Annotated in this window: 22 protein-coding genes; 15 read left to right on the top strand and 7 right to left on the bottom strand. The window is 67.5% G+C overall.

Annotated elements, in window-relative coordinates; all coding sequences use genetic code 11:
- Positions 1-112: 112 nt before the first annotated feature.
- Positions 113-463, bottom strand: coding sequence for a hypothetical protein (locus DPV79_RS16580; protein ID WP_113045944.1), 351 nt, complete (start codon positions 461-463; stop codon positions 113-115).
- Between the two features lie 232 nt (positions 464-695).
- On the bottom strand, positions 696-1,613 hold the full coding sequence (locus tag DPV79_RS16575) for a LysR family transcriptional regulator (protein ID WP_027789893.1): 918 nt from the start codon (positions 1,611-1,613) through the stop codon (positions 696-698).
- Positions 1,614-1,939: 326 nt separating this feature from the next.
- On the opposite strand from DPV79_RS16575, the gene fae reads away from it, so the two are divergent.
- The 7 genes from fae to DPV79_RS16535 all read left to right on the top strand — a co-directional run bounded on the left by fae (position 1,940) and on the right by DPV79_RS16535 (position 8,747).
- Positions 1,940-2,464 carry a formaldehyde-activating enzyme gene (gene fae / locus DPV79_RS16570; protein WP_113045943.1) on the top strand — a complete coding sequence of 175 codons (525 nt, stop codon included), beginning with the start codon at positions 1,940-1,942 and terminating at the stop codon, positions 2,462-2,464.
- A gap of 41 nt (positions 2,465-2,505) precedes the next feature.
- Complete coding sequence (locus tag DPV79_RS16565) at positions 2,506-3,528, top strand: aldo/keto reductase (RefSeq protein WP_113045942.1); 1,023 nt, start codon at positions 2,506-2,508, stop codon at positions 3,526-3,528.
- 22 nt (positions 3,529-3,550) lie between these two features.
- A complete protein-coding gene (locus DPV79_RS16560) occupies positions 3,551-5,002 on the top strand; it encodes an NAD-dependent succinate-semialdehyde dehydrogenase (protein WP_113045941.1) in 1,452 nt (483 codons plus the stop codon).
- A 165-nt stretch (positions 5,003-5,167) separates the two neighbouring features.
- Positions 5,168-6,502, top strand: a complete 1,335-nt coding sequence (locus DPV79_RS16555) for an MFS transporter (protein WP_225723415.1) — start codon at positions 5,168-5,170, stop codon at positions 6,500-6,502.
- Positions 6,503-6,845: 343 nt separating this feature from the next.
- The gene (locus tag DPV79_RS16545; RefSeq protein WP_063806545.1) at positions 6,846-7,565 is read left to right on the top strand and encodes a hypothetical protein; all 720 of its coding nucleotides are present in this window, start codon (positions 6,846-6,848) and stop codon (positions 7,563-7,565) included.
- A 106-nt stretch (positions 7,566-7,671) separates the two neighbouring features.
- Positions 7,672-8,397 (top strand): hypothetical protein, encoded by a 726-nt coding sequence (locus tag DPV79_RS16540; protein ID WP_113045940.1) that lies wholly within the window; start codon positions 7,672-7,674, stop codon positions 8,395-8,397.
- Positions 8,394-8,747: a hypothetical protein gene (locus DPV79_RS16535; protein WP_113045939.1), complete on the top strand. Its 354-nt coding sequence runs from the start codon at positions 8,394-8,396 to the stop codon at positions 8,745-8,747. The genes DPV79_RS16540 and DPV79_RS16535 overlap by 4 nt, the downstream gene beginning before the upstream one ends.
- A 166-nt stretch (positions 8,748-8,913) precedes the next feature.
- Here DPV79_RS16535 and DPV79_RS16530 read toward each other — a convergent pair whose 3' ends face one another.
- Positions 8,914-9,789 carry a LysR substrate-binding domain-containing protein gene (locus DPV79_RS16530; RefSeq protein WP_059709310.1) on the bottom strand — a complete coding sequence of 292 codons (876 nt, stop codon included), beginning with the start codon at positions 9,787-9,789 and terminating at the stop codon, positions 8,914-8,916.
- Between the two features lie 239 nt (positions 9,790-10,028).
- On the opposite strand from DPV79_RS16530, the gene DPV79_RS16525 reads away from it, so the two are divergent.
- The 6 genes from DPV79_RS16525 to DPV79_RS16500 all read left to right on the top strand — a co-directional run bounded on the left by DPV79_RS16525 (position 10,029) and on the right by DPV79_RS16500 (position 17,740).
- On the top strand, positions 10,029-10,967 hold the full coding sequence (locus DPV79_RS16525) for a LysR substrate-binding domain-containing protein (RefSeq protein WP_011356424.1): 939 nt from the start codon (positions 10,029-10,031) through the stop codon (positions 10,965-10,967).
- 339 nt (positions 10,968-11,306) lie between these two features.
- On the top strand, positions 11,307-12,731 hold the full coding sequence (gene aldA / locus DPV79_RS16520) for an aldehyde dehydrogenase (RefSeq protein ID WP_113045938.1): 1,425 nt from the start codon (positions 11,307-11,309) through the stop codon (positions 12,729-12,731).
- 130 nt (positions 12,732-12,861) lie between these two features.
- Complete coding sequence (locus DPV79_RS16515) at positions 12,862-14,217, top strand: MFS transporter (protein ID WP_113045961.1); 1,356 nt, start codon at positions 12,862-12,864, stop codon at positions 14,215-14,217.
- Positions 14,214-15,431 (top strand): mandelate racemase/muconate lactonizing enzyme family protein, encoded by a 1,218-nt coding sequence (locus tag DPV79_RS16510; RefSeq protein WP_021160525.1) that lies wholly within the window; start codon positions 14,214-14,216, stop codon positions 15,429-15,431. The genes DPV79_RS16515 and DPV79_RS16510 overlap by 4 nt, the downstream gene beginning before the upstream one ends.
- A 15-nt stretch (positions 15,432-15,446) precedes the next feature.
- Positions 15,447-17,114, top strand: coding sequence for a GMC family oxidoreductase (locus DPV79_RS16505; protein WP_113045937.1), 1,668 nt, complete (start codon positions 15,447-15,449; stop codon positions 17,112-17,114).
- A 77-nt stretch (positions 17,115-17,191) separates the two neighbouring features.
- On the top strand, positions 17,192-17,740 hold the full coding sequence (locus DPV79_RS16500; protein ID WP_133295672.1) for a hypothetical protein: 549 nt from the start codon (positions 17,192-17,194) through the stop codon (positions 17,738-17,740).
- Positions 17,741-17,885: 145 nt separating this feature from the next.
- Here DPV79_RS16500 and DPV79_RS16495 read toward each other — a convergent pair whose 3' ends face one another.
- Positions 17,886-18,779, bottom strand: coding sequence for a LysR family transcriptional regulator (locus tag DPV79_RS16495; RefSeq protein ID WP_113045935.1), 894 nt, complete (start codon positions 18,777-18,779; stop codon positions 17,886-17,888).
- 121 nt (positions 18,780-18,900) lie between these two features.
- Here DPV79_RS16495 and DPV79_RS16490 point away from each other — a divergent pair, with 121 nt between their 5' ends.
- Positions 18,901-19,932, top strand: a complete 1,032-nt coding sequence (locus tag DPV79_RS16490; RefSeq protein ID WP_081064045.1) for an NAD(P)H-quinone oxidoreductase — start codon at positions 18,901-18,903, stop codon at positions 19,930-19,932.
- Between the two features lie 14 nt (positions 19,933-19,946).
- Here the strand turns inward: DPV79_RS16490 and DPV79_RS16485 are convergent, their stop codons facing one another.
- The 3 genes from DPV79_RS16485 to DPV79_RS16475 form a co-directional block, all read right to left on the bottom strand.
- Entirely contained in the window at positions 19,947-20,768 is an 822-nt protein-coding gene (locus DPV79_RS16485) for a quaternary amine ABC transporter ATP-binding protein (protein WP_059621212.1), read from the bottom strand.
- A 14-nt stretch (positions 20,769-20,782) separates the two neighbouring features.
- Entirely contained in the window at positions 20,783-21,748 is a 966-nt protein-coding gene (locus tag DPV79_RS16480) for an ABC transporter permease (protein ID WP_113045934.1), read from the bottom strand.
- Between the two features lie 70 nt (positions 21,749-21,818).
- Positions 21,819-22,856: an ABC transporter substrate-binding protein gene (locus DPV79_RS16475; RefSeq protein ID WP_048021501.1), complete on the bottom strand. Its 1,038-nt coding sequence runs from the start codon at positions 22,854-22,856 to the stop codon at positions 21,819-21,821.
- 576 nt (positions 22,857-23,432) lie between these two features.
- Here DPV79_RS16475 and DPV79_RS16470 point away from each other — a divergent pair.
- Positions 23,433-24,584 carry a porin gene (locus DPV79_RS16470; RefSeq protein WP_021160535.1) on the top strand — a complete coding sequence of 384 codons (1,152 nt, stop codon included), beginning with the start codon at positions 23,433-23,435 and terminating at the stop codon, positions 24,582-24,584.
- The last annotated feature ends 124 nt before the right edge of the window (positions 24,585-24,708 follow it).

Here is a 24,708-nt window from a genome sequence, read left to right as displayed (position 1 = left end):
GCGCCTGTCCGCCGCCTGAGGGCGGACAGCACGGCGACCGGCGATCGGACGGCGGATCGGACAAGCCATCAAGGAACGAACCACAACCCACGAGCAACAGCCGTTCCCGACTTCACCGTGCCTTCGGCCCGACGCGCAACCGGCGCGCGACCGGCCCGATCACCGCATCGGCCTGCTGCGCGATGAGCAAGTGCAGCGTGAAATCCAGGTCTTCCGGCGCGATGTCGAAGTGCACGTGGACCACGTCGCGCACGGCACGCGCGCTGACGACGTACACGCCGAGCGGGGAATGCAGCAGCGCCGCGAGCCGTGCATGCGCGTGTTCTCCGGAGTCGGCCGTCAGCGTGACGGGCAACTGCAGGCGCGGGCGCGGCGGCGGGAACGGAATGACGTTGTCGGGTGCGCCGGCGCGCAACTGGCGGCCGGCGACATCGAAGGCGGGAACGGGATGAATGAAGGTCATGGAGCGGACGGAAGCCGTCTCGGCTGTTCGACACGTCCCCAGCTTAGAAGAGACCGCATAAACGTCGTGCAAAAAAACGGGCCGTCCGTGCAAAAAACGGCACGGGGACACAACACGTCAATGACCAGCGGCCAGCGGCATGGCCGCCGGCCGTGCGGTCGCGATGCGCGCGCCGCGACCGCACGCCGCCCGCCACGGTTCGAGCCCATCACGCCTTGCGTCGGCCGCCGCGCTACGCGAACGCTTCGAGCGACGCACGCCGCCGCTCGTCGACCATCGATTCGATCAGCGACACCAGATCGTCGGTCAGCGGATCGCAGATGCCCGGCGAGCGATGCAGTTCGAGATCGGCCGCCGGCAGCAGCGGCAGCCCGTCCGTCTCGTCGAGCACGCGCCAGTTCTCGGGCAGCGTGCAGCGGTCGATCATCGTCACGGCCGCGCCGTGGTTCACCGCGATCTTGATGCCGGTCGGGCTCTGGCTCGTATAGACGACGTGATACGGCCGCCCGGCCGTCGCGAGCGCCTGCAGCCCGCGCTGCCGGTAGCAGCACGTCTCCGGAAACAGTGCGAGCGGCACCGACGCCTGCGGGCCGAGCACGAAATCGCGGTGCGCGGCCCACACGACATCGTGCCGGCCGAGCAGCCGCCCGCCCGCGTTCGGCCCGTGCCGCACGACGAGCGCGACGTCGAGCTCGCCGGCCTGCAGCCGTTCGAGCAGTTCGAGCGACGTGCGGCAATGCACGTGAAAGCGCGCGCCCGGCCGCATCGCATAGAACGACTTCAGCAGGTCGGGCAGCCACAGCTCCGCGTAGTCCTCCGGCAGCCCGAAGCGCACGACGCCGCGATCGCTGCTCGCCTGCTTCAGCGCGAGGATCGCGTCGTTCTGCACCTGGATGATGCGGCGCGCATGGATCAGGAAATTCTCGCCGTCGCGTGACAGTTCGAGCCGTCGACTGTTGCGCATGAACAGATGCGTGTCGAGCCGCTCCTCGAGCGTGCGGATGCGCAGGCTGATCGTCGACTGCGTGCGATGCAGTTGCCGGGCCGCCGCGGTGAAACCGCCGCTCTCGACCACGGCGACGAACGCCCGGATCAGTTCCGGATCGAGCGAACTGAGCTTCGACCAATCGGGCCTTTGAATGGCAGCCATCGGAATTACTCGCTTTCGAAAAAAGAAGGGAAGACGAAAGATAGGGCTCGGAGTACGCCGATTGTTGTCCGGATGCGCCCGGCCCTCCAACCCCTGCCCGGGTATGACAAACCCGGAGCCGGTACGCGAATGCCCACCCGCCGATCCCGCCCCGCCCGCCGTCACGACACCGGCCGAGGCCCGCCCGGCGGGCGTCCGCGTGACGGGCCCAGGGCATTCCCGGAGACGACGAAAACTCATAGCCCGATCAGAAAACATCGATTCACCGGCCGCGCCGCGGCCCACCACAATCGCCTCACACCCAACCTCATCGACGAGACATCGCAATGACCGCATCCCAACCCAGGCAGCTTTACATCGGCGAAGGCTTCGAAGGCCCCGGCGTCAACCTCGCGCACATCAACGTGCTGGTCGGCCCGCGCAACGGCCCCGCGGGCCAGGCGTTCGCCACGGCCCTCGCGACGCCATCGGCCGGCCATGCGCCGTTCGTCGTGATCGCGCAGCCGGGCGTGCCGACCAAGCCGCTCACGCTGTACGTCAACAAGGCGCAGATCGCCGGCGATTTCCACGGCAACGCCACGTGGGGCGCGTCGCAGGCCGGCATCGCGAAGGCCGTCGCCGAAGCGCTCGAGAACGGCACGCTGCCGCCCGAAGCGGAGAACGACTGGGTCGTCGTGTCGGCGAACTGGGTGAACCCGCAGACCGACGATCTCGATGCCGTGTTCGAGAACAACTATCGCGCGTGCCGCACCGCGATCGTCGCCGCGATGGAAGGGCTGCCGCATCGCGACACGGTATTCGCCGCCGCGCGCGACGTGTCGAACCCGTTCTACACCCCGAAGAAAAACTGAAGACGACAAGCGGCCGACACAAGGCCGCACCTGGAGGAAGCATGGAATACGTCCGCCTCGGCCAGTCCGGCCTGAAGGTGTCCCGCCTGTGTCTCGGCACGATGAACATGGGCACCCCCGACTGGAAACCCTGGATCTTCGACGAAGCGCAGAGCGAGCCGATCGTGCGCCGCGCGCTCGACGCCGGCGTCAACTTCATCGATCTCGCCGATTTCTATTCGACGGGCGTCGGCGAGGAAGTGGTCGGCCGCATCCTGAAGCGCAACGCGCGCCGCGAGGAGCTCGTCGTGACGACCAAGGTCGGCTACGACATGGGCAGCTACCCGAACGCGGGCGGCCATTCGCGCAAGCACGTGCTCGACGGCATCGACGCTTCGCTGACGCGGCTCGGGATGGATTACGTCGACATCTTCATGCTGCACTTCTTCGACGTGAACACGCCCGTCGAGGAAACGATGAGCGCGCTGCACGACATCGTGCGCGCGGGCAAGGCGCGTTATATCGGCGTATCGACGATGTACACGTGGCAGTTCGCGAAAATCATGCAGGCCTGCGAACGACACGGCTGGGACAAGCCGATCAACATGCAGCTGCAGCTGAACCTCGCGTATCGCGAGGAGGAGCGCGAGATGGTGCCGTACTGCATCGACCAGGGCGTCGGCGTGTCGGTGTTCAGCCCGCTCGCGCGCGGCCTGCTGACCTGCGAGCCGCAATCGACGCGCAACCAGACCGACTTCTTCACCGCGCAGATGTACGGCGATGCCTCATCGCTCGCGATCGCGGAATCGGTCGCGAAGGTCGCGAAGCGCCGCGGCGTGCCGCCCGCGCAGATTGCGCAGGCGTGGGTGCTGAGCCGCCCCGGCGTCGCGAGCATGCTGGTCGGCGCGGATTCCGTCGCGCAGTTCGACAGTGCGCTCGGCGCGCTCGAGACGCAGCTCACCGAAGAGGAATTGCACGAACTGGAGCGCAACTACACGCCGTGCGACCTGATCAACGACTACACGGCCGGCAAGCGCATCGCGCGCGCGTCGCGTCCGGCGCAAGGCAGTTTCGCGACGGACTGAGGCCCTGAAGGAACGACACACGATGAACGAATTTCTGAGGACCGGCCATTACATCGGCGGTGAATGGCACGAACCGCATGGCGCGAGCGATGCAACTTATCCGGTGCTGAACCCCGCGACCGGCGAGACGATCGCGAAAGTCGCGAAAGGCGGCGCCGACGACACGCAGCGCGCCATCGACGCAGCCGCGCACGCGTTCCCCGCGTGGCGTGCACTGACCGCGAAGGAACGCGGCGCACGCGTGAAGCGCTGGGGCGAACTGATGCTCGAACATCGCGACGCGCTCGCCGAGCTGCTGACGCGCGAGCAAGGCAAGCCACTCGCGGAAGCGCGCGGCGAAGTCGCGTACGCGGCGAGTTTTCTCGAATGGTTCGCGGAAGAAGCGAAGCGCATGTACGGCGACGTGATCCCGAGCCCGAAGCCGGATGCGCAGATCGTCGTCACGCGCGAGCCGGTCGGCGTCGTCGCGGCGATCACGCCGTGGAATTTCCCGCTCGCGATGATCACGCGCAAGGCCGGCCCCGCGCTCGCGGCCGGCTGCACGATGGTGCTGAAGCCGTCGGAGGAAACGCCGCTGTCGGCGTTCGCGCTCGCGGTGCTCGCCGAGCGCGCGGGCGTGCCGGCCGGCGTGTTCAACGTCGTGTCGGGCGACGCGGTCGCGATCGGCGAGACGCTGACGAGTTCGCCCGTCGTGCGCAAGCTGTCGTTCACGGGCTCGACGCGGGTCGGCAAGCTGCTCGCGAAGCAGTCGGCCGACACGCTGAAGAAGCTGTCGCTCGAACTCGGCGGCAACGCGCCGTTCATCGTGTTCGACGATGCCGATCTCGATGCGGCGGTCGCGGGCGCGATCGCGTCGAAGTTCCGCAACACGGGCCAGACCTGCGTGTGCGTGAACCGCTTTCTCGTGCAGGACGGCGTGTACGACGCATTCACGCGCAAGCTCGCGGACGCCGTGCGCACGCTGCGCATCGGCAACGCGCTCGCGGGTGAGGTCGACCAGGGGCCGCTGATCAACGAGGCGGCGCTCGGCAAGGTCGAGCGGCACGTGGCCGATGCGGTCGCGAAGGGTGCACACACGCTCACCGGCGGCAAGCGTCATGCGCTCGGCGGCACGTTCTACGAGCCGACCGTGCTGACCGGCATGACGGCCGACATGCTGATCGCCGAAGAGGAAACCTTCGGCCCCGTCGCCGGCTGCTTCCGCTTCACGACCGAGGAAGAGGCCGTCGCCGCGGCCAACGATACGCCGTTCGGGCTGTCCGCGTACTTCTATACGCGCGATCTCGGCCGCGCGTGGCGCGTGTCGGGTGCGCTGGAAAGCGGAATGGTCGGCGTCAACGACGGGATCATCTCGACCGAAGTCGCGCCGTTCGGCGGCGTCAAGCAATCGGGGCTCGGCCGCGAAGGCTCGAAGTACGGCCTCGATGAATACGTGGAACTCAAGTACACGCTGATGGCCGGCCTCGGCCGCTGACCGCTCCCCGCGGTCGACCCGCGCCGCGCGCCGCCCGGCCGCGCGGCGCCTTGCACGACGCTCGCGGCACATCGCCGCGCCGCCTGCGCGCGCCGCCGCGCGCCAGATAACAATCCAGGAGGCAGCTTGACCCAAGCCAACGTTCAATCCGGCACCGCGCGCGCGTTGCCGCTGTCGCGTGGCGCCGATGCGCCGCACCGCCCCGTCGCGCTCGACGACGTGCCGCTCAACCGTTTCCACGTGAAGATCGCCGGCCTGACGTTCGGCGCGCATTTCACCGAAGGCTACACGCTCGGCACGATCGGCTACGCGCTCGCCGCGCTCGGCAGGCAGATGCCGATCGACGCGTTCTGGATGGGGATGATCGGCAGCTCGGCGCTGATCGGCATCTTCTTCGGCAGCCTCGTGTTCGGCTGGCTGTCCGACCGGATGGGCCGGCAGAAAATCTTCCTGACGAGCTTCGTGATCATCACGGCGGCCGCGTTCGCGCAGTTCTTCGTCACGTCGCCGCTCGAACTGTGCGTACTGCGCGTGCTGATCGGCTTCGGGATGGGCGGCGACTTCACCGTCGGCCACGCGATCCTCGCCGAATTCTCGCCGCGCAAGCATCGCGGCGCGCTGCTCGGCTCGTTCAGCGTGATCTGGACGATCGGCTATGTCGCCGCGAATGTGCTCGGCCTTGCGTACGGCGACGCCACGCCCGACGCATGGCGCTGGCTGCTCGCATCGGCTGCCTTGCCTGCGCTGATCGTGCTGGTCCTGCGGATCGGTACACCCGAATCGCCGCGCTGGCTGCTCGGCAAGGGCCGCGTGCAGGAAGCACGCGCGATCGTCGCGAAGCATTTCGGGCCGCACGTGATGCTCGACGGCTCGGCCGAACCGCATGCGAATGCCGGCTTCGCGCGGCTGTTCCAGCGTGACCTGATCCGCCGCACGCTTTTCAACTGCGCGTTCTTCGTGTGCCTCGTGATTCCGTATTTCGCGATCTACACGTTCCTGCCGACGATCCTGAAGACGATCGGCCTCGCCGAGGGCTTCGGTGCGGACCTGCTGCTGAACGCGTTCCTCGTGCTGGGCGCGCTGATCGGCATCTGGCTGACGATCCGGCTGTCGCGACGCGGTTTCCTGATCGGTTCGTTCGCGGTGACGTGCGCGTCGCTCGTCGCGCTCGCGGTGCTGCCGTCGGCGGCGGCCGTCGCGATGATCGTCGCGTTCGCGATCTTCACGCTGACGATGTCGGCGTTCAGCAACCTCGTCGGCGTGTTCCCGCCCGAGTGTTTCCCGACCGAAGTCCGCGCGAGCGGCGTGGGTCTCGCGATCGCGTGCAGCCGGCTCGGTTCGGCGATCGGCACGTTCCTGCTGCCGGCCGGCATCGCGACGCTCGGCTTTCACGCGACGATGTTCGCGCTCGCGGGCGTGCTGCTGGTGGGGATGATCGTGTCGATCGCGTGGGCGCCGGAGACGAAGCATCTGACGCTGGAGGAGGCGTCGGGGCATTGACGCGGGAGGCGGGCGGCGTGCCCGCCTGCTTCGTCACGCTCGAGGCTTCCGCTTCGACTCGCCGCCGATGCGCGCCGGCGGAGCCCATCGCGATTCGAACGAACCCGGCCGTGGCCGGGTTCGCGCATTCCGGGCGCGATGCAGTGCGCGCGTTCGTTCAGAACAGAATCGACGCGTAGTCCCGCGCGCCGTGCAGGATGTGAAGAATGTCGATCCGCGCCGGCGGCCGATCGGGTGAATGGACGGAACGGGATTCACGCAGGCTGCGGCGGCATCGGCATTCATCCGGGTTTCGCCTTCACTCGTGTAGCCTTGCCGAACGCCCACCATGCGGACACCGATCATGATTGAAGACATCGTCACGCCACAACCCGGCCTGAAGGTCTACCCGCCGGACACCGACGTCTTTGCCGAGCCCGATGCCGCACTCGCGCGCCATCTGCATCCGCTCGTGTCGATCGACCTGGCGACGGTCGATCCGTCGTGGCAGGGCTGGATCCACCTGCTCAGCCCGGTCGAACCTTATGACGGGCTCGTCGGGCAGGACACGGCCGCGTACCACAACGACTATCTTCGCGCGAACTGGATCGGGTTCCGGCTCGACGATAACAACCGCTACACGCTGCTCGGCGACCCGCGCTACTTCTATCTGGAAAACCCGCCCGCCCCGCGCGACGCAACCTATCGCAAGGAACTGGAGGCGCATTACGCCGAGCAACAGGCCAGCATCGAAGCTGCGCGCAAGCGGTTCGCCGAATACGGCGTGCTCTACTCGTCCAACCGGTACGCGCCGGACGAGCGCGATTTCAGCCGGGAAAAGCCGTGCAATCTCGTCGACCAGCTTGGCGGATCGGTCGGCTGGGGCAACTGGTCGGGCACGTCGGATTTCCCGGTCGACGACAGCGATCCGGACGACATCCGGCCGATCGGCCCCGACGGTGCGCGCTTTCGCTTCGTCGCCGGCGTGACCGGATGGGAATATCGCGCGGCGGGCGCCGACTGGATTCTCCTGTTTTACGAACCGGTCAGCCGCGTGGCGCTGCTGACGTTCGACTGGTCGTAAGGCGGGCGGGACGGCGGGCGTTCCGCCTCGCGGTTGGCCGTTCGGCGGACTCTGCACGGCGGATTCGCGGCGATATGCTGGGGTTTTCCGCTTTGCGACCGCAACCATGCCCGCCCGCCTTGCCGACCTCAGCCATGTCCTGCCGTACGAGACGACGTACTTCGACGATCGGCTCGCGGTCGAACGAAACGGTCTGGATATTTCCGCGTTGCTGGGGGTGGACGGTCACGTTCCCGACGCGTTGCTGGTTTCGTTGTGCGGAGCGCCCACCGGATCGGAGATTCAAGCCTATCTCGACAGCAGAGGCTGGTTGACGCTCTCGGTCACGAACACCATCTGGATCCGATCCGAAAACCGCGTATCGGTGCGTCGAGAATCGGACACGTCCCTACTTGAACTCAAGACGATCGATCTCGTCGACAACGCAATCGCGGGACTCGGCGCGGCGATGCTGTGGCGCATCGTCAGGGCATCTGATACGTTGGGCATCAGCCGAATCATTGCATTCGCAGCGGGGGGCCGGAAGGCCGCGCCCAAATCGGGCGGGCGCCGGCTACTCGGATACTACGCATGGCCACGGTTCGGTTTCGACGCGCCCATTCCCGACAAGTGCAGCGATGAAGCGGCGTTGTTCCAGTATTTCCAGGGGCGGCCGGCCGGTCTTGCCGACGGATCGCTCCGGTCGCTGCGTGCGCTCTATGCCACACGATTCGGGCGAGATTTCTGGCGTGTGGCGGGATCACATCGCTGGATGTCATTCGACGTCGCACCGCACGGCACATCGGTGCAGGCGCTGCAAAGATACCTGATCGAAAAGGGGATTTACGAATGAACGCAAAGCACACGCCGATTGCCGGATTCCGGATCGCGCGCGCCACGGCAAAGCGGGGCCGGCCGGCGAACCGGCATCGCGTTGCTCTCGTCTCCGAAGCGAGGCAACTCCTCGATACGCTCGTCGCAAACGAACTCCATCGAAGCCTGGCGCGCGTCATGCGCCAGACCGCCATCGGGCACGACACACGACCGGCCGACATGCCGGCATCCCCGCCTCGACGCGCCGTCTTCAACGTCGGGCGTATCGATCTCTCCAAGTGCCAGTTGCCGGTCGAATCGATCGCCGAAATCGAAGCCAGCGGCCGCCGGGAGACACTCATGCACTTCGGACACGACCCCGACGCGTAGCCGGCAACGACGGGAAGAAGCCGTCTGGCCCGGCTCGACATCGAGCGTACAGGTCTCGCGTTGGTAACGATCTTTAACGGACACCAAAGTTGGAAGCACTGTGTGACCGACGTGGACCGATCCGATTTTTCCCGCATTCCGATCAGCCGCGTCCCACGGTCGCCCCCTACCCCTTCCGCCCCACCTGCTCCCGCAACCACGCGGCAAACGCAAGCACGTGCTCGACCGCGACACTCTCCGGCTCGACATCGAGCCAATAGCCGAACGGCCCGATCGGCTGCACCGGCGACAGCCGCACGAGGCTGCCTTCGGCGATCTCCTCCTCGATCATGTTCAGGTCGACCACCGCGAGCCCCGCCCCCTTGCGCGCCGCGCGGATCGCCTGTTCGAGCGTGGAAAACTCGATGCCGTCGCCGATACGCGCCACCTGCACGCCCGCCTGCTCGCACCAGTCGGCCCACAGCGTCAGGCGCTTGCCTTCGTGCAGCACATGCAGCGACGGCAGCCGGCCGAGCAGCACGTCGAGCGCATCGCCGCGATAACGCGGCGCACCGACGAGCGCATGCCGCTCCATCATCAGCAGCTCCGACTGCATCCCGGCGCGCGCCGCGCGCCCGAAGCGGATGTGGCAATGGCAATCGTCGGCCGGCTCGGTGCGGATCGACAGTTCGACGTCGGGCAGCGTCTCCGCGAGCGTGCCGAGCCGCGGCGAAAACCACTGCGTCGCGAACGTCGGCGGCAGCGACACCGTCAGGCGCCGCTTCGCACCCGGACGCGTGGCGGCGACTTCGTCGACGCCGCGCTCGATCGTGTCGAACGCCTGCCCGATGAACGGCAGCAAGCGCTGGCCGGCCTCGGTCAGGCGCACGCCCTTGTGATCGCGCTCGAACAGCCGCGCGCCGAGCGCTTCCTCGAGCAGCCGGATCTGCCGGCTCACCGCCCCCTGGGTCACGCACAGCGAAACCGCCGCACGGTTGAAGCTCAGGTGACGCGCGGTCTCCTCGAAAAATCGCAGCGCGATCAACGATGGCAGGCGTCGCATGATATGTGTCCCCTTCGTTCGTATCGTTCGTATCTTTAGTGTCGTTCGTGCCGTTGCCGGCCGTCACCGCCGTCCATCCCGCGTGCGGCCCGATCACAACCGTGCGCGCCAGCCGCCGCGCCGTAAAACCCCCGAGGGCCCGCCCCCTCGTTCGCCTCCATTCATCGTCCCCGCGCCCGCGCCGCCCGCCTACAATAAGCATCCCGCACCAAACACGACACCGCCCCGTGAGACGCAAGATGCCGGCGCTGAACGCGCTGAAAGCCTTCGAGATGGCCGGCCGCACCGGCAGCTTCACGCGCGCGGCCGAACTGCTCAACGTAACGCAGAGCGCGGTGAGCCGCCAGGTTCGCCAGCTCGAGGGCCAGCTCGGCGAAACCCTGCTCGAGCGGCGTCATCACCAGCTCGAACTGACGGCGGCCGGCCGCGTGCTGCTGCGCGCACTGCAGCAATCGTTCGACAAGATCGAGCTGACCGTACGCAGCCTGCAGGAAAAAACCCACCTGAACCGCCTGCGCGCGAACGTGCCGCCCACCTTCGCCGCGCGCTGGCTGATGCCGCGGCTCGGCCGGCTGCGCGACGCGCATCCCGAATTCGAGCTGAGCCTCACGACCCGCATTCACGACAGTCTCGGCGAATCGCGCGTGCTCGACTGCGCAATCCGGTTCGGCGACGGCGAATGGGACGGCTTCGACAACGCACTGCTGATGCAGGAGCAGCATATCGCCGTCTGCGCACCCGCGCTGTATGCGCGGCTGCGACAGGACGGCGCGCCGATCGACCTGAACCGCTTCACGCTGCTGCACGTGCTCGCCACCGACGACCAGCGCTACCTGACCTGGCAGCACTGGCTGAAAGCCGCCGGCATCGCCGACGTCGACACGCGCGGCGGCTACGAATTCGACCTGCTCGACCACGCGATCCGCGCGGCGATCGACGGCCTCGGGATCACGATCGCCGATCGCCACATGGTCGCGCGCGAACTGGCGACCGGGCAGCTGATGCAGGTGCTCAACGTGCACGTAGACGGCCATCAGTCGTACTGGTTCGTCACGCGGCCTGAACAGACGAACCTGCCGCACATCGTCCAGTTCCGCGACTGGCTGCAGCAGGAAGTGTGGCTCGCGAAGCGCCACCTCGAACCGTCGTCGCCGCTTCCGCAAGTGCCGCTGGCCTGACACGCGATCCGCCTCCCGCCGCCGACCGCTGGCCGCTGACCGCCGGCCGCCAACCGCCAACCGCGGGCGACACCTTACCGGCTCCCGCACAGGTCCGCACGCTGACCGGTCGAAAATACGACAGGGCCGCCGCCCGCGCTCCATCCCGCCACCACCGCAGCAGCCTTGCCGGACGGTCGACTCCGGCCGATTCGCCGAGTAACGTGCGTTTTTCTCATGCCCGGCACGAAAATAAGTCGTTTGTCGTGCGCTAAACGCATGAAGAGAATGGCCTCTGTCCCGTGCCGCGCGTGTCGCCACCCGAAGCGATCCGCCTGCATTCATCGGAGGAGTCACTTCATGCGCACCGAACGCAATTACGTGAACGGCCGTTTCGTCGCCCCGGAAAGCGACGCGTTCATCGTCGTCCACAATCCCGCCACCGAGGCGCCGTTCGCGCGCGTGCCGGCCGCGACGCCGGCCGACGCACTCGCCGCCGTCGACGCCGCGGCCGCCGCGCAGAAAGCGTGGCGCAAGCTGCCGAGCGCCGAGCGCGCCGCGTACCTGCACCGCTTCGCCGACGCGCTGACCGCGCGTGCACCCGAGATCGGCGCGGCGCTCGCGCAGGAATCCGGCAAGAGCGTCGAGGACGCGTCGAACGAAGCCGTCTACGCGGGCCAGATCACGCGCTATCACGCCGAGTGGGCACGCCGGATCGAGGGCGAGATCATCCCGAGCGACACGCCCGACGAAAACCTGTTCCTGCAGCGCGAGCCGATCGGCGTCGTCGCGTGCCTGATCCCGTTCAACTATCCCGTCTACACGCTGCTGCGCAAGGTCGCGCCCGCGCTGATCGCCGGCAACACCGTGGTCGTGCGGCCGAGCAACCACACGCCGGTGTCCGCGTTCGAGATCGCGAAGGCGGCCGACGATGCGGGCTTCCCGCCGGGCGTCGTCAACATCCTGACGATGGATCACGCGACGGCCGAAGCGCTGTGCACGCACCCGGCAGTCGGGATGATCACGCTGACCGGCAGCGTGAACGCCGGCCGCAAGGTGCTCGATTACTGCAAGGCGAACATCGCGAAGCCGTCGCTCGAACTCGGCGGCAAGACGCCCGCGATCATCGAGCCCGACGCCGATCTCGAACGCGCGGCCGCTGCACTCGTCGCGTCGAAGACGACCCATTGCGGCCAGCTCTGCACGGCGATCGAGCGCGTGTACGTGCACGACAGCGTGCACGACCGTTTCGTCGCACTGCTGAAGGACAAGATGGCCGCGGTACGCAGCGGCGACCGCGCGGAAGACGCCACGCGGATGGGCCCGCTCGTCAGCGCATCGGCACGCGCGCACATCCACGGGATGGTCGAACGCGCGATCGCGGCAGGCGCGACGCTCGAAACCGGCGGCGCGATCCCCGACGGCCCCGGCTTCTTCTACCCGGCCACGCTGCTCACCGGCGTGCGGCAGGACATGGAGATCGTGCAGGAGGAGACCTTCGGCCCGATCATGCCGGTGCTGCGCTACGCGACGATCGACGAAGCGATCGCGCAGGCGAACGACCACCAGTTCGGCCTGTCGTCGGTGCTCTACACCGAGCACTACCGCACCGCGATGACCGTCGCGAACGCGATCGAAGCCGGCGAACTGTACGTGAACCGCACGCCGGCCGATCCGTACCAGGGCTTCCACGCCGGCTGGAAACGTTCGGGCCTCGGCGGCGACGACGGCAAGCACGGGATGCTCGAATTCACGCAGACGCGCCTCGTCGTCATGAAGTACTGACACCGCGATACCCACGCACCGTTTCCGGCGCGCGCACCAGGGCACCACGCCACGCCGCGCGCCGGCCCTGACCAGACCATAAAAAAACTGCAGGCGTCCGCCTCAAGGACGCCTGATGGAGGAAGACATCATGCCGACCCAACCGTCGACGCCCGCGGCGTCGCTCGCGTTGCAAGACGAAGCGCTCGCCGCTCACGCGTCGCAGCATTCCCGCGCGCAACGCTACCTGCAACTGCTGCTGCTCGTGATTGCCGCGGGCGCGATCTATCCGATGCTGTATCTGCGGCAGGTGTACCAGCCGACGATGCTGCAGTTCTTCCATATCGACGACGTGCAGCTCGGCTACCTGTACTCGTCGCTCGGCACGATCTTCCTCGTCAGCTACCTGCCGAGCGGCTGGCTCGCCGACCGCCTGTCGCCGCGCTGGCTGATCTGCTTCTCGCTGCTCGCGACGGGCGCGCTCGGGCTCGCCTACGCGACCGGGCCGTCGTTCGACACGCTCGTGCTGCTCTTCGGCGGCTGGGGGCTGACCACCGGCCTCACGTTCTGGGCGGCCGTGATCAAGCGCGTGAACATGATCGCGGGCCCCGACGAACAGGGCCGCTTCTTCGGGCTGCTCGACGGCGGCCGCGGGCTCGTCGAGGCGCTGCTCGCGACGATCGCGATCACGCTGTTCGCCTACGTGACGCAGGCGCACGGCGGCACCGACGCGGCCGGCTTCAGGCTCGTCGTGCACCTGTACGCGTTCTTTTGCATCGCGCTCGGCGTGCTGCTCGCGCTGGTGAAGGATCCGGCGGGCACGAGCGACCGTGCGGCCGCCGCGAAGCGCCGCACCGGCAGCGACCGCCAGGGCAACGTGCTGACCGACCTGAAAACGCTCGCGGCGATCCCCGAGCTGTGGCTCGTCGCCGCGATCGTGTTCTGCGGCTACCAGGTGTTCTGGGCGACCTACAGCTTCTCGGCCTATCTGCACGAAGGCAATTTCGGGCTCAGCGCGACGGCGGCCGGCTTCATCACGACGCTCAAGCTGTGGATGCGCCCGATCGGCGGCATCGGCGGCGGCTTCCTCGGCGACCGCGTATCGAAGGTGTCGGTGCTGTTCTGGGCGCTGCTGCTCGCCGCGCTGTCGCTCGTCGGCCTGATCGCCGCACCCGCGCACAGCCCGCAGGCGATGCTCGTCGTGCTCGTGCTGTTCATCGGCATCCTCACCTACGCGATCCGCGGCCTGTACTGGTCGCTGCTCGACGACTGCAAGGTGCCGGCGCATTGCGCCGGCCTCGCGATCGGCCTGATCTCGGTGCTCGGCTATTCGCCCGACGTGTTCGTGCCGCTGATCAACGGCTACGTAACGCAGACCTGGCCGGGCGCGCACGGCTACCAGCTCTATTTCGGCTATATCGCGGCCATCGCGCTCTGCGGCGCGGGCGCGGCCGCCTTCCTCAAATACCGTCTCACCCGCATTCACCGAATCCAGGAGTCCGCATGAAGATCGTTTCGCTCGAAACCCATATCGTCGCCGTGCCGCCGCCGCATGTCGGCGGGATGTACTGGATCTTCGTGAAGCTGAAGACCGACGACGGCATCGAAGGCGTCGGCGAGATCTATTCGGCGACGTTCGGCCCGAAGGCGATGGCCCCGATCATCGACGACGTGTTCGAACGCCACCTGCTGAACCGCGACCCGCATCACGTCGAACGGCTGTTCCGCCAGGCCTATTCGAGCGGCTTCACGCAGCGACCGGACCTCACGATGATGGGCGTCGTCAGCGGCCTCGAAATGGCGTGCTGGGACATCATCGGCAAGGCCGCCGGCAAGCCCGTGTACGAACTGCTCGGCGGGAAGATCCACGAGCGGCTGCGCTCGTACACGTACCTGTACCCGAAGAACGCGAAAGGCGAATACGACTACGACGATCCCGATCTCGCGGCCGAATGCGCGGCCGAAAACGTGAAGCTCGGCTTCACCGCCGTGAAGTTCGACCCGGCCGGCCCGTATACGGCCTACTCGGGCCACCAGCTGTCGCTGGACGTGCTCGACCGCTGCGAGACGTTCTGCCGCAAGGTGCGCGAAGCCGTCGGCAGCAAGGCCGACCTGCTGTTCGGCACGCACGGGCAGATGGTGCCGTCGTCGGCGATCCGGCTCGCGAAGCGGCTCGAGAAGTACGACCCGCTGTGGTTCGAGGAGCCGGTTCCCCCCGGCCAGGAAGAAGCGATCGCGCAGGTCGCGAAGCACACGTCGATCCCGATCGCGACCGGCGAGCGCCTGACCACCAAGTACGAGTTCCACAAGCTGCTGCAGGCGGGCGGCGCGTCGATCCTGCAGCTGAACGTCGCGCGCGTGGGCGGCCTGCTCGAAGCGAAGAAGATCGCGACGCTCGCCGAAGTGCACTACGCGCAGATCGCACCGCACCTGTACAACGGGCCGGTGGGCGCCGCCGCGAGCATCCAGCTCGCGACCTGCACGCCGAACTTCCTGATCCAGGAAAGCATCATGACGTGGGGCGGTTTCCATGCCGAAGTCGTGAAGACGCCGATCCGCTGGGAGGACGGCTACATCATCCCGTCGAACGAGCCAGGCCTCGGCATCGAGCTCGACATGGACGTCGTGCGGCGCCACACGCCGTACACGGGCGAACGGCTGCACCTGCAGATGGGCGAACACCCCGTCGACGTGAAGGATCTCGCCCCCGCGAAGGGCTGAGCGCAAAGGACAGACATGAGCTACGACTACATCATCGTCGGCGCGGGCTCGGCCGGCTGCATCCTCGCGAACCGCCTGAGCGAATCGGGCCGGCACTCGGTGCTGCTGCTCGAGGCAGGCGAACGCGACGCGTCGTTCTGGTTCAAGGTGCCGGTCGGCTTCACGAAGACCTACTACAACCGCCGCTACAACTGGATGTACTACAGCGAGCCCGAGGCGCAGCTCGCCGATCGCAAGCTGTACTGCCCGCGCGGCAAGGTGGTCGGCGGGTCGGGCTCGATCAACGCGATGGTCTACGTGCGCGGCCAGCGCAGCGACTACGACGACTGGGCGGCCGCCGGCAATCCGGGCTGGGCGTATGACGACGTGCTGCCCTACTTCCGCAAGCTCGAAACCCACGCGGCCGGCGCGACCGATCCGCAGCATCACGGCACGACGGGGCCGATTCACATCACGTCGATGAAGGCCGACGTGCATCCGATCGTCCACGAATTCCTGAAGGGCTGCGGCGAACTGAACCTGCCGCGCACCGACGACTTCAACGGCGCGCAGTTCGAAGGCGCGGGCATCTACGACCTGAACACGAAGAACGGCGAACGCTGCTCCAGCAGCTTCGCGTACCTGCGTCCCGCGCTGGGCCGCGCGAACCTCACGCTGCGCCCGGGTGCGCTCGTGCGGCGCGTGACCTTCGACGGCACGCGCGCCACCGGCGTGGTCGTCGCGGGCGCGCACGGCGACGAAACGCTCGTCGCCGCGCGCGAGGTGATCCTCGCGGCCGGCGCGGTCGATACGCCGAAGCTGCTGCAGTTGTCGGGCGTAGGCGATCAGGCGCTGCTCGCGCGCCGGCGCGTGCCGCTCGTGCATGCGCTGCCGGCCGTCGGCCGCAACCTGCAGGACCACCTGTGCGTGAGCTTCTACTTCAAGGCGAACCGGCCGACGCTGAACGACGAGATGGGCACGCTGCTCGGCAAGATGAAGATCGGGCTGCGCTACCTGCTGACGAAGCGCGGGCCGCTCGCGATGAGCGTGAACCAGGCCGGCGGCTTCTTCCGCGGCACGGACGATGCGCACGAACCGAACCTCCAGCTCTACTTCAACCCGCTGTCGTACCGGATTCCGAAGAGCGACCGCGCGAGCATCAAGCCCGAGCCTTACTCCGGATTCCTGATCGCGTTCAACCCGTGCCGGCCGACGAGCCGCGGCACGATCGAGATCGCATCGAACCGCGCGGAAGATGCCGCTAAGATCCACGTCAACGCGCTCACCACGCGGAAGGATCTCGACGAAGCCGTGCAGGGCAGCAAGGTGATCCGTGCGCTGATGCGCGCGCCGGCGCTGAAGTCGATGACCGTCGAGGAAATCTCGCCGGGGCCGCAGGTCGATTCCGACGAGGCGATGCTGCAGTATTTCCGCGAGCAGTCGGGTTCGATCTACCATCTGTGCGGCTCGTGCGCGATGGGGCCGGACGCGGCGACGTCGGTGGTCGATGCGTCGTTGCGCGTGCACGGGCTGCAGGCGCTGCGGATCGTCGACGCGTCGGTGTTCCCGAACATCACGTCGGGCAACATCAACGCGCCGACGATGATGGTCGCGGAGAAAGGCGCGGATCTGATTCTGGCGGATGCGTCGCGCGGCGAGACGGCTGGCGCGCGGACCGGCGAACGGGAGCCCGTCGCGCACTGAGTGGTCGCCAGGGGACCTGTCGAAAGTCGTTCATAATTTACGAGGTCTTCCACCTCGCGCGACAGGTTCCCGATTCGATGGCGACACAAAAAAAAGAAATGAAGAGATGGCACGCAATCACCTTTCTCTCGCTGATTCTCGCGCCGCTCGTCATCATGTTCGTCGGCCTGTTTGCGACGAAGCACTGCTACCCTGCCGACTGGCCCGGTTCCTCGGCTGTCGTCGCCGGATTCGCCATTGCCTTCGCGCTGCTTGCCGTCATCGTCACGTCGGACCTGCGAAAGGCGGGCGGCCTCAAGGAGCTCCTTTTCTGCCTTTTCATGTTCGGCGGCCTGGGCATGATGTTCGGCAACTTCACGCTCATCGCGCTGGTCAGAATGACCGCGCATTCGCCCCGCTCCTTCGAGGCCGGCTTCGCGCTGGACGAGTCCGGTCCGAAGGGCTGCCGGCACCAGGTCACATTCATGGACAACGGCCTCGATGCGCCGGTCTCGGTGTGCAACCGTGATCTGGATCTGCCTGACGCAAGCGCGTCGGGCATCGTCCGCGTCAAGGAACTGGTCGGCCCGTACGGCGTGCGGCTGACCGACATATCGGTCGTCACGTCGACCGCGGCCGGCAAGTAGTGTCGTCTCGCAACCTACCACCGCCGGCCCGGTTCGCACTCGTGCGCCTCGCCACGAACCGCCTCACATCATCGTCGGCCGGCGGCGACGGAATATCGTCCGGCGTGCCGCCGGGCAGGAGCGCGATCCGGTTGCCGTTCCCGCCTCAATCCTCCACCCCGCCCTGCACCGGCACCTCGTCGAACACCCGCACGATGTGATCGATCATCGCGCTCATCCGCGCGGTATGCCGCAGATCCTTGTGCGTGACCATCCAGACTTCATAGGGCCGCGCCGACGTGCGTGCCGGCCACACGCGCACCAGCCCGTCGCGCTCCGCGATCGGCACCGGGAGTTCGGCGAGCCCGAGCCCGGCGCGCGCGGCCGCGCGCAGCATGAGATTCGAATTCAGCGCCGACACGATCCGCCCCGCGCGCACCGGCTCGCCGACCACCGTCAGCGGGCCGCGCGCATTCAGGTGCGGCAGGAAGCACACGAGGTCATGCCCTTCGAAGCCGGTGCCGGGCACCGGCTCGCCATGCCGCTCCAGGTATTCCTCCGACGCGTACAGCGCCGTCGGCCATGCTGCGAGCCGGCGCATGAGTAGATCGGGATTGTCGGGCTTGATCGTGCGGATCGCGATGTCCGCCTCGCGCTTGGCCAGGTTCTCCACCTGCGTCGACGTGTTGAGCAGCACGCGCACGTCCGGATGCTCGTCGTGCAGGTTGCGCATCGCGCGCATCACGAATTCGAGCCCGATCGTATCGGTCGTCGTCACGCGCACGTCACCGGCGAGGCGCCGGTCGACGCCCTGGGTCTGCCGCACCAGATCGATCGCCGACTGCTCCATCTTCTCCACGTTGCGCAGCGCCACCTCGCCCACCGCGGTCGGCACGTACCCGGCCGACGTGCGCAGGAACAGCGTCGCCCCGAGCGCGCGCTCGAGCGCCGCGAGCCGCCTGCCGACCGTCGCCTGGTCGAGCCCGACCGCCCGCGCGGCGCCGCGCAGGCTGCGTTCACGGTGGATCGCGAGAAAAATCCGTGCGTCGTCCCAGTTCAAGCGCCCTCTCCCGGTGTGATGCAAATTTGCATCTGTGGTCGTGAAAATCGCTGCGCGAATTCATCAAGGCCCAAGCCTATACTTTTTTCACCGATCACTCACCTGGCTTTCCGAGGCAAACATGTCCGATACGCTCTCCCCCGTTCCCGCCGACATGGCGGCAGTCGAAATCACCCGCCCCGGCGGCCCCGAAGTCCTCGCGACCGCACGTCGCCCGGTGCCGCGGCCGAAAGCCGACGAAGTGCTGATCCGGGTTCACGCCGCCGGCGTGAACGGCCCGGACGTGCTGCAACGCAAGGGGCTCTACAACCCGCCGCCCGGCGCATCCGACATCCCGGGCCTGGAAATCGCGGGCGAAGTCGTCGCGACCGGCGAAGCCGTACACGACTTCGCGCCGGGCGACCGGGTCAGCGCGCTGGTGACGGGCGGCGGTTATGCGGAATACGCGGTCGCCCATCACCTCACGACGATGAAGCTGCCGCCCGGCCTCGACATGATCGAAGCCGCGGCGATGCCGGAAACGTTCCTGACGGTCTGGCTGAACCTGGTCCAGCGCGGGCGGCTGCAGGCGGGCGAGTCGGTGCTGATCCACGGCGGCGCGTCGGGCATCGGCACCACCGCGACGATGATCGCGAAGGCGATGGGCGCGTCGACCGTCATCACGACGGTCGGCTCGGAAGCGCATCGCGCCGCGAGCCTGCGCCTCGGCGCGGATCACGCGGTGCATTATCGGGAAGAAGATTTCGTGGCCGAAGTCGACAGGATCACCGCCGGCAAGGGCGTGGACGTGATCCTCGACATCATCGCGGGCGACTACGTCGCGCGCAATTACCGGGCCGCGGCGATGAACGGGCGGATCCTGCAGGTCAGCGCGCTCGCCGGGCCGGCGAAGGAACTCGACGTGTGGCCGATGATGACCAAGCGCCTCACGCACATCGGCTCGACGCTGCGCTCGCGCACGCCGGAGGAGAAAGGCGCACTCATCGCCGAACTCGAACGGCACCTGTGGCCGCACGTCGCGGCGGGCACGGTCAAGCCGCAGGTGTTCCGCACCTTCGCGCTCGACGACGCGCGCGGCGCGCACGTGCTGATCGACTCGGGCGAGCACGTCGGCAAGATCGTGCTGACGACGGCCGCGCACCGCGCGGCCTGATCGGGCACGACGCGTCAGTTCACGCTCGTGCGCTTCTCGACGAACCGCTTCACGTAATCGTCCGCCGGACGCGACAGGATGTCGTCCGGCGTGCCGACCTGCACGAGCGTGCCGTCACGCAGGATCGCGATCCGGTCGCCGATGCGCAGCGCCTCGTCGAGATCGTGCGTGATGAACACGATCGTCTTCGCGAGCGTCGCCTGCAGTTCGAGCAGCTGATCCTGCATCTCGGTGCGGATCAGCGGATCGAGCGCGGAGAACGCCTCGTCCATCAGCAGCACATCGGTATCGGCCGCCAGCGCGCGTGCCAGCCCGACACGCTGCCGCATCCCGCCCGACAGCTCGTCCGGGTAATGATCGCCATACCCGTCGAGCCCGACCTTCGTCAGCCAGTTGCGCGCGGCGTCAGCCGCGTCCTGCCGCTTCTCGCCGCGCGTGCGCAGCGCATACGCGGCATTGTCGAGCACGGTCTGGTGCGGCAGCAGCCCGAAGTTCTGGAACACCATGCTGACCTTGTAGCGGCGCAGCTCGCGCAGCCCGTGCGCGTCGAGCTTGATCACGTCGCTGCCGTCGATCACGATCTCGCCGGCCGTCGGCTCGATCAGCCGGTTGAAGTGCCGCACGAGCGTCGATTTCCCGGAACCCGACAGCCCCATGATCACGAAGATCTCGCCCGACTCGATGCCGAGGCTCACGTCGTTGAGCCCGACGTTGCAGCCCGTTTCGGCCAGCACCTCGGCCTTGCGCCTGCCCGAGCGCAGCAGGTCGAGCACGCGCGCATGCGCGGCCTGCGGCCCGAACAGCTTGTACACGTGTTTGACGTCGATGGTCGCCATGTCTGCCTCCGTTCCTATGCGCGCGACGATTGCGTCGCCTGATTCGAATCGACGCCCGCCGGCTGCGCCTTGCGCGGCAGCCGGTACGGCACGCGCGACGCGCCTTTCTGCCGGCGCTGCTGCGCGAGCCGGCGGCGCGCGCGTCGCTCCTGGCCGAAGCCCTGGCTGATCCGGTCGATCACGATCGCGAGGATCACGATCGCGAGGCCGGCCTGCGTGCCCTTGCCGACGTCGAGCGTCTGGATGCCCGCGAGCACGTCCTCGCCGAGCCCGCGCGAGCCGATCATCGACGCGATCACGACCATCGACAGCGCCATCATCGTCGTCTGGTTGATGCCGGCCATGATGCTCGGCCGCGCGAGCGGCAGCTGCACGTTGACGAGCAGCTGCCAGCGCGTCGTGCCGAACGCGCGCGCGGCCTCCGTCACGTCCGGATCGACCTGGCGGATGCCCAGATCGGTCAGGCGGATCAGCGGCGGCAGCGCATAGATGATCGTCGCGAGAATCGCGGGCACCTTGCCGAGCCCGAACAGCATCAGCACCGGGATCAGGTACACGAAGCTCGGCAGCGTCTGCATCACGTCGAGCACGGGCAGCAGCATCCGCCGCAGCCACGCGCTGCGCGAGGCGAGGATGCCGGCCGGCACGCCGATCGCGACCGACAGCACCGTCGCGACGAGCATCAGCGCGAGTGTCTGCATCAGCTTGTCCCACAGGCCGAAGCAGCCGATCACGTAGAGCAGCAGCATGAAAAGCGCGCCGAGGCCGATGCGGCGCGTCGCATTCCACGCGATCGCGCCGACGACCAGCAGCACGAGCCACGGCGGCGCCACGCGCAACGCGCCTTCGAGCGGCACGAGCAGGTAGCGCAACACGAGCACGCTGAAGTGATGGAAACTGTCGCCGTATTGCGCGACGAAAGTCTCGAGCGCGCTGTTCACCCAGTCGGCGATCGACAGGTGCAGAAAGAAGCCGTTCATGTTGATTCTCCGTCGCGCCGCGAAGGCGCGTGACGGCGGCGGCGGGCGCGGGCCCGCCGCCGCGCGCAGGTTACGCGCCCTTCAGGCTGCCGGCGATCTTCTGCGCGACGTCGGCCGGCACCCACTGCTTCCACATGTCCTGGCGGGTCTTCAGGAACTGCGTGGCCATCGCCGCGCCGTCGATCTTCTTCGTCGTCATCTCGAGGATCGTCTGATTCAGGAAGTCCATCGGGAAACGCACCTTGCCGAATACGCCGACGAGATCGGGATTCGCATCGGCGAACGGCTTCGACACGCCAACCGTCAGCCGCGACACCATGTACGACGACGCGCACTGGTGCGTGCTGCTCTCGTCGCGCAGCGTCTTCCAGCATGCGTCGTTATAGGCCGGCATCTTCAGCGCGGTGAACTTGTACTTCGCCATCAGCGCGGCCGGGCCCCAGTAATAGAACACGATCGGCGCGCCGCGCTGGTACGCGGACGCGATCGCCGCGTCGAGCGCCGCGCCGGTGCCCGGATGGAAGTTCGTGTACGACTGGTCGAGCTTCAGCACCTTCAGCAGACGCGTGTTCACACGCTCGCAGTCCCAGCCCGTCGGGCAGTTCAGGAAGCGGCCCTTGTCCGGCTCCTCCTCGTCGGCGAACACCTGCTTGAACTTCGGCAGATCGTCGACCGACACGAGCCCGGGCGCGACCGGCTTGATGTTGCGCGCCGGATCGCCCTTCACCACGTAGTCGGGCACGAACCAGCCTTCGGTCGTGCCGCCCGGCAGCGTGTCGCCGATCAGTTTCACGGCGCCCGACGAGACAGCCTTCGCGGTGATCTCGCTGCGGCCCGTCCACTGCTCGGCCCAGATCTGCAGGTCGTTGCGCGCGAGCGCCGTTTCGGTGGCGGCCGTGCTGCCCGGCACGACGTCCGTCTTGCAGCCGTAGCCCTTCTCCATGATCTGCCGCAGCACTTCGGTCGCGAACGACCCGCTCTCCCACGTGATGCCCGCGAAATGGACCGTCTTGCCGTCGGCGCACGCGCCGCCGGCCGCGTGGGCCGCGGGCGCGGACAGGATCGCCGCGGCGGCGAGAAGGACCGTTTTCAGTCGTCGAATCTGCATGGTGGGTCGTCTCCAAATCGAATCTGTTGTTTGTGCGTCGCGGCATGCGCGGCGACCGGCGAATCGTGCATCCAGCCACGTCCGGTTAGCCTGCATGTTTCAGCCGCCAATATGTTTAGGGAAACGAGTAATTCCGATCATGGCTATCGGCAGCGCCAATCGATCTCCGGGTGCCCCGCCAGGCCCGCCTGGCGGGCCTCTCGTCCGATTTCCCGCGCCTGCGCACGGCTCCGGCCAGGCTGCGTCGCGCCCCCGTCCGGCGATGGCCAGACCGGCGTTGGCGCGCGACGCCGCGCATACGGTTTCGACTGTCGAAACGGCCGGCCGCGACCCCATCGGCGAACCCGATCCCATCCATCGAAATTACTCGCTTCCGGTTCCTCTTCGGCTTGGGAAGAATGCGCGGTGTCATCGGAGGAGACACGACCCGGCACAGCCGGTCGCCGCGCCGCCGCGCCTCGCGCGTTTCCGGCGCCGCGCGCGCTGCGCCGGAAACGCCCCGTATGACGGGGCGCGCCTCGCCGGTCGCGCCCACGACAACCGATACAAGAAGCTGGATATCCCGGAGATCTCTCAATGAAAAAGACCCTGACGGCGCTCGCCGTAACGGCAACCTTCGCCGCCCCCGTGTTCGCGCAGAGCAGCGTCACGCTGTACGGCGTGATCGACGAAGGCCTGAACTACACGAACAACGTCGGCACCGGCCACGTCTACGAGATGGCGAGCGGCTACGCGCAGGGCAGCCGCTGGGGCCTGAAGGGCAGCGAGGATCTGGGCGGCGGCATGAAGGCGATCTTCCAGCTCGAAAACGGCTTCGACGTGAATTCCGGCCGGCTCAACCAGGGCGGCCGCATGTTCGGACGCCAGGCGTACGTCGGCCTGAGCCAGGCGCAGTACGGCACGCTGACGTTCGGCCGCCAGTACGACTCCGTCGTCGACTATCTCGCGCCGACCACGGCCAACGGCAACTGGGGCGGCTACCTGCTCGCGCACCCGTTCGACAACGACAACACCGACAACTCGTTCCGCCTCGACAACACGGTGAAGTACGCGAGCCCGAACTTCGGCGGCTTCACGTTCGGCGGCGCGTACAGCTTCAGCAACAGCACGAACTTCTCGGACAACCGCGCGTACAGCTTCGGCGCGCAATACCAGAACAACGGGCTGCTGATCGGCGCCGCGTACCTGCAGGCGAACCATCCGGGCAACGGCTCGGCCGGCGCGATCACCGCGAACGACGCGAGCTACATCGCGGAACGCATGCGCGTGTTCGGCGCGGGCATCAACTACACGTTCGGGCCCGCGACGGTCGGCTTCGCGTACACGAACTCGAACTACAAGAACCCGACCGGCAACGGCTACCTCGGCACGCCGGGCGCGATCATCGCACCGGGCGCGACGGTCAGCGCGATCAAGTACCAGAACTTCGAGGTCAACGGTTCGTACCAGGTCACGCCGGCGTTCATGGTCGGCGCGCAGTACGTGCTGTCGCTCGAGAAATACGACGCGTCGACCGGCGACGCGAAACCGAAGATCCACTCGGTCGGGCTGATGGCCGACTACAACCTGTCGAAGCGCACCGACGTGTACGTGCAGGCCGCGTACCAGCACATCGCCGGCGACAAGACGAACTCGATCCTCGACAACGCGTTCATCCCCGGCACCGACGCGCCGTCGTCGACGTCGAACCAGGTGGCCGTGCGTCTCGCGCTGCGCCACAAGTTCTGACGCAACCCGGTTCTCCGTTCTTCACGCGACACCCGCGCCGGTCGGCCCGGGGTGTCTTCGCCCGCCCGCACGCGCCAGCCTGCCGGCGGGTTTTTTCATTGTTCCTCGCCGATTTGCGGCGCGC

This window comes from Burkholderia reimsis, assembly GCF_003294055.1.
Lineage (GTDB): Bacteria > Pseudomonadota > Gammaproteobacteria > Burkholderiales > Burkholderiaceae > Burkholderia > Burkholderia cepacia.
Note: the sequence above shows the minus strand (reverse complement) of the source record. Positions and strands in the feature narration are given on the sequence as shown.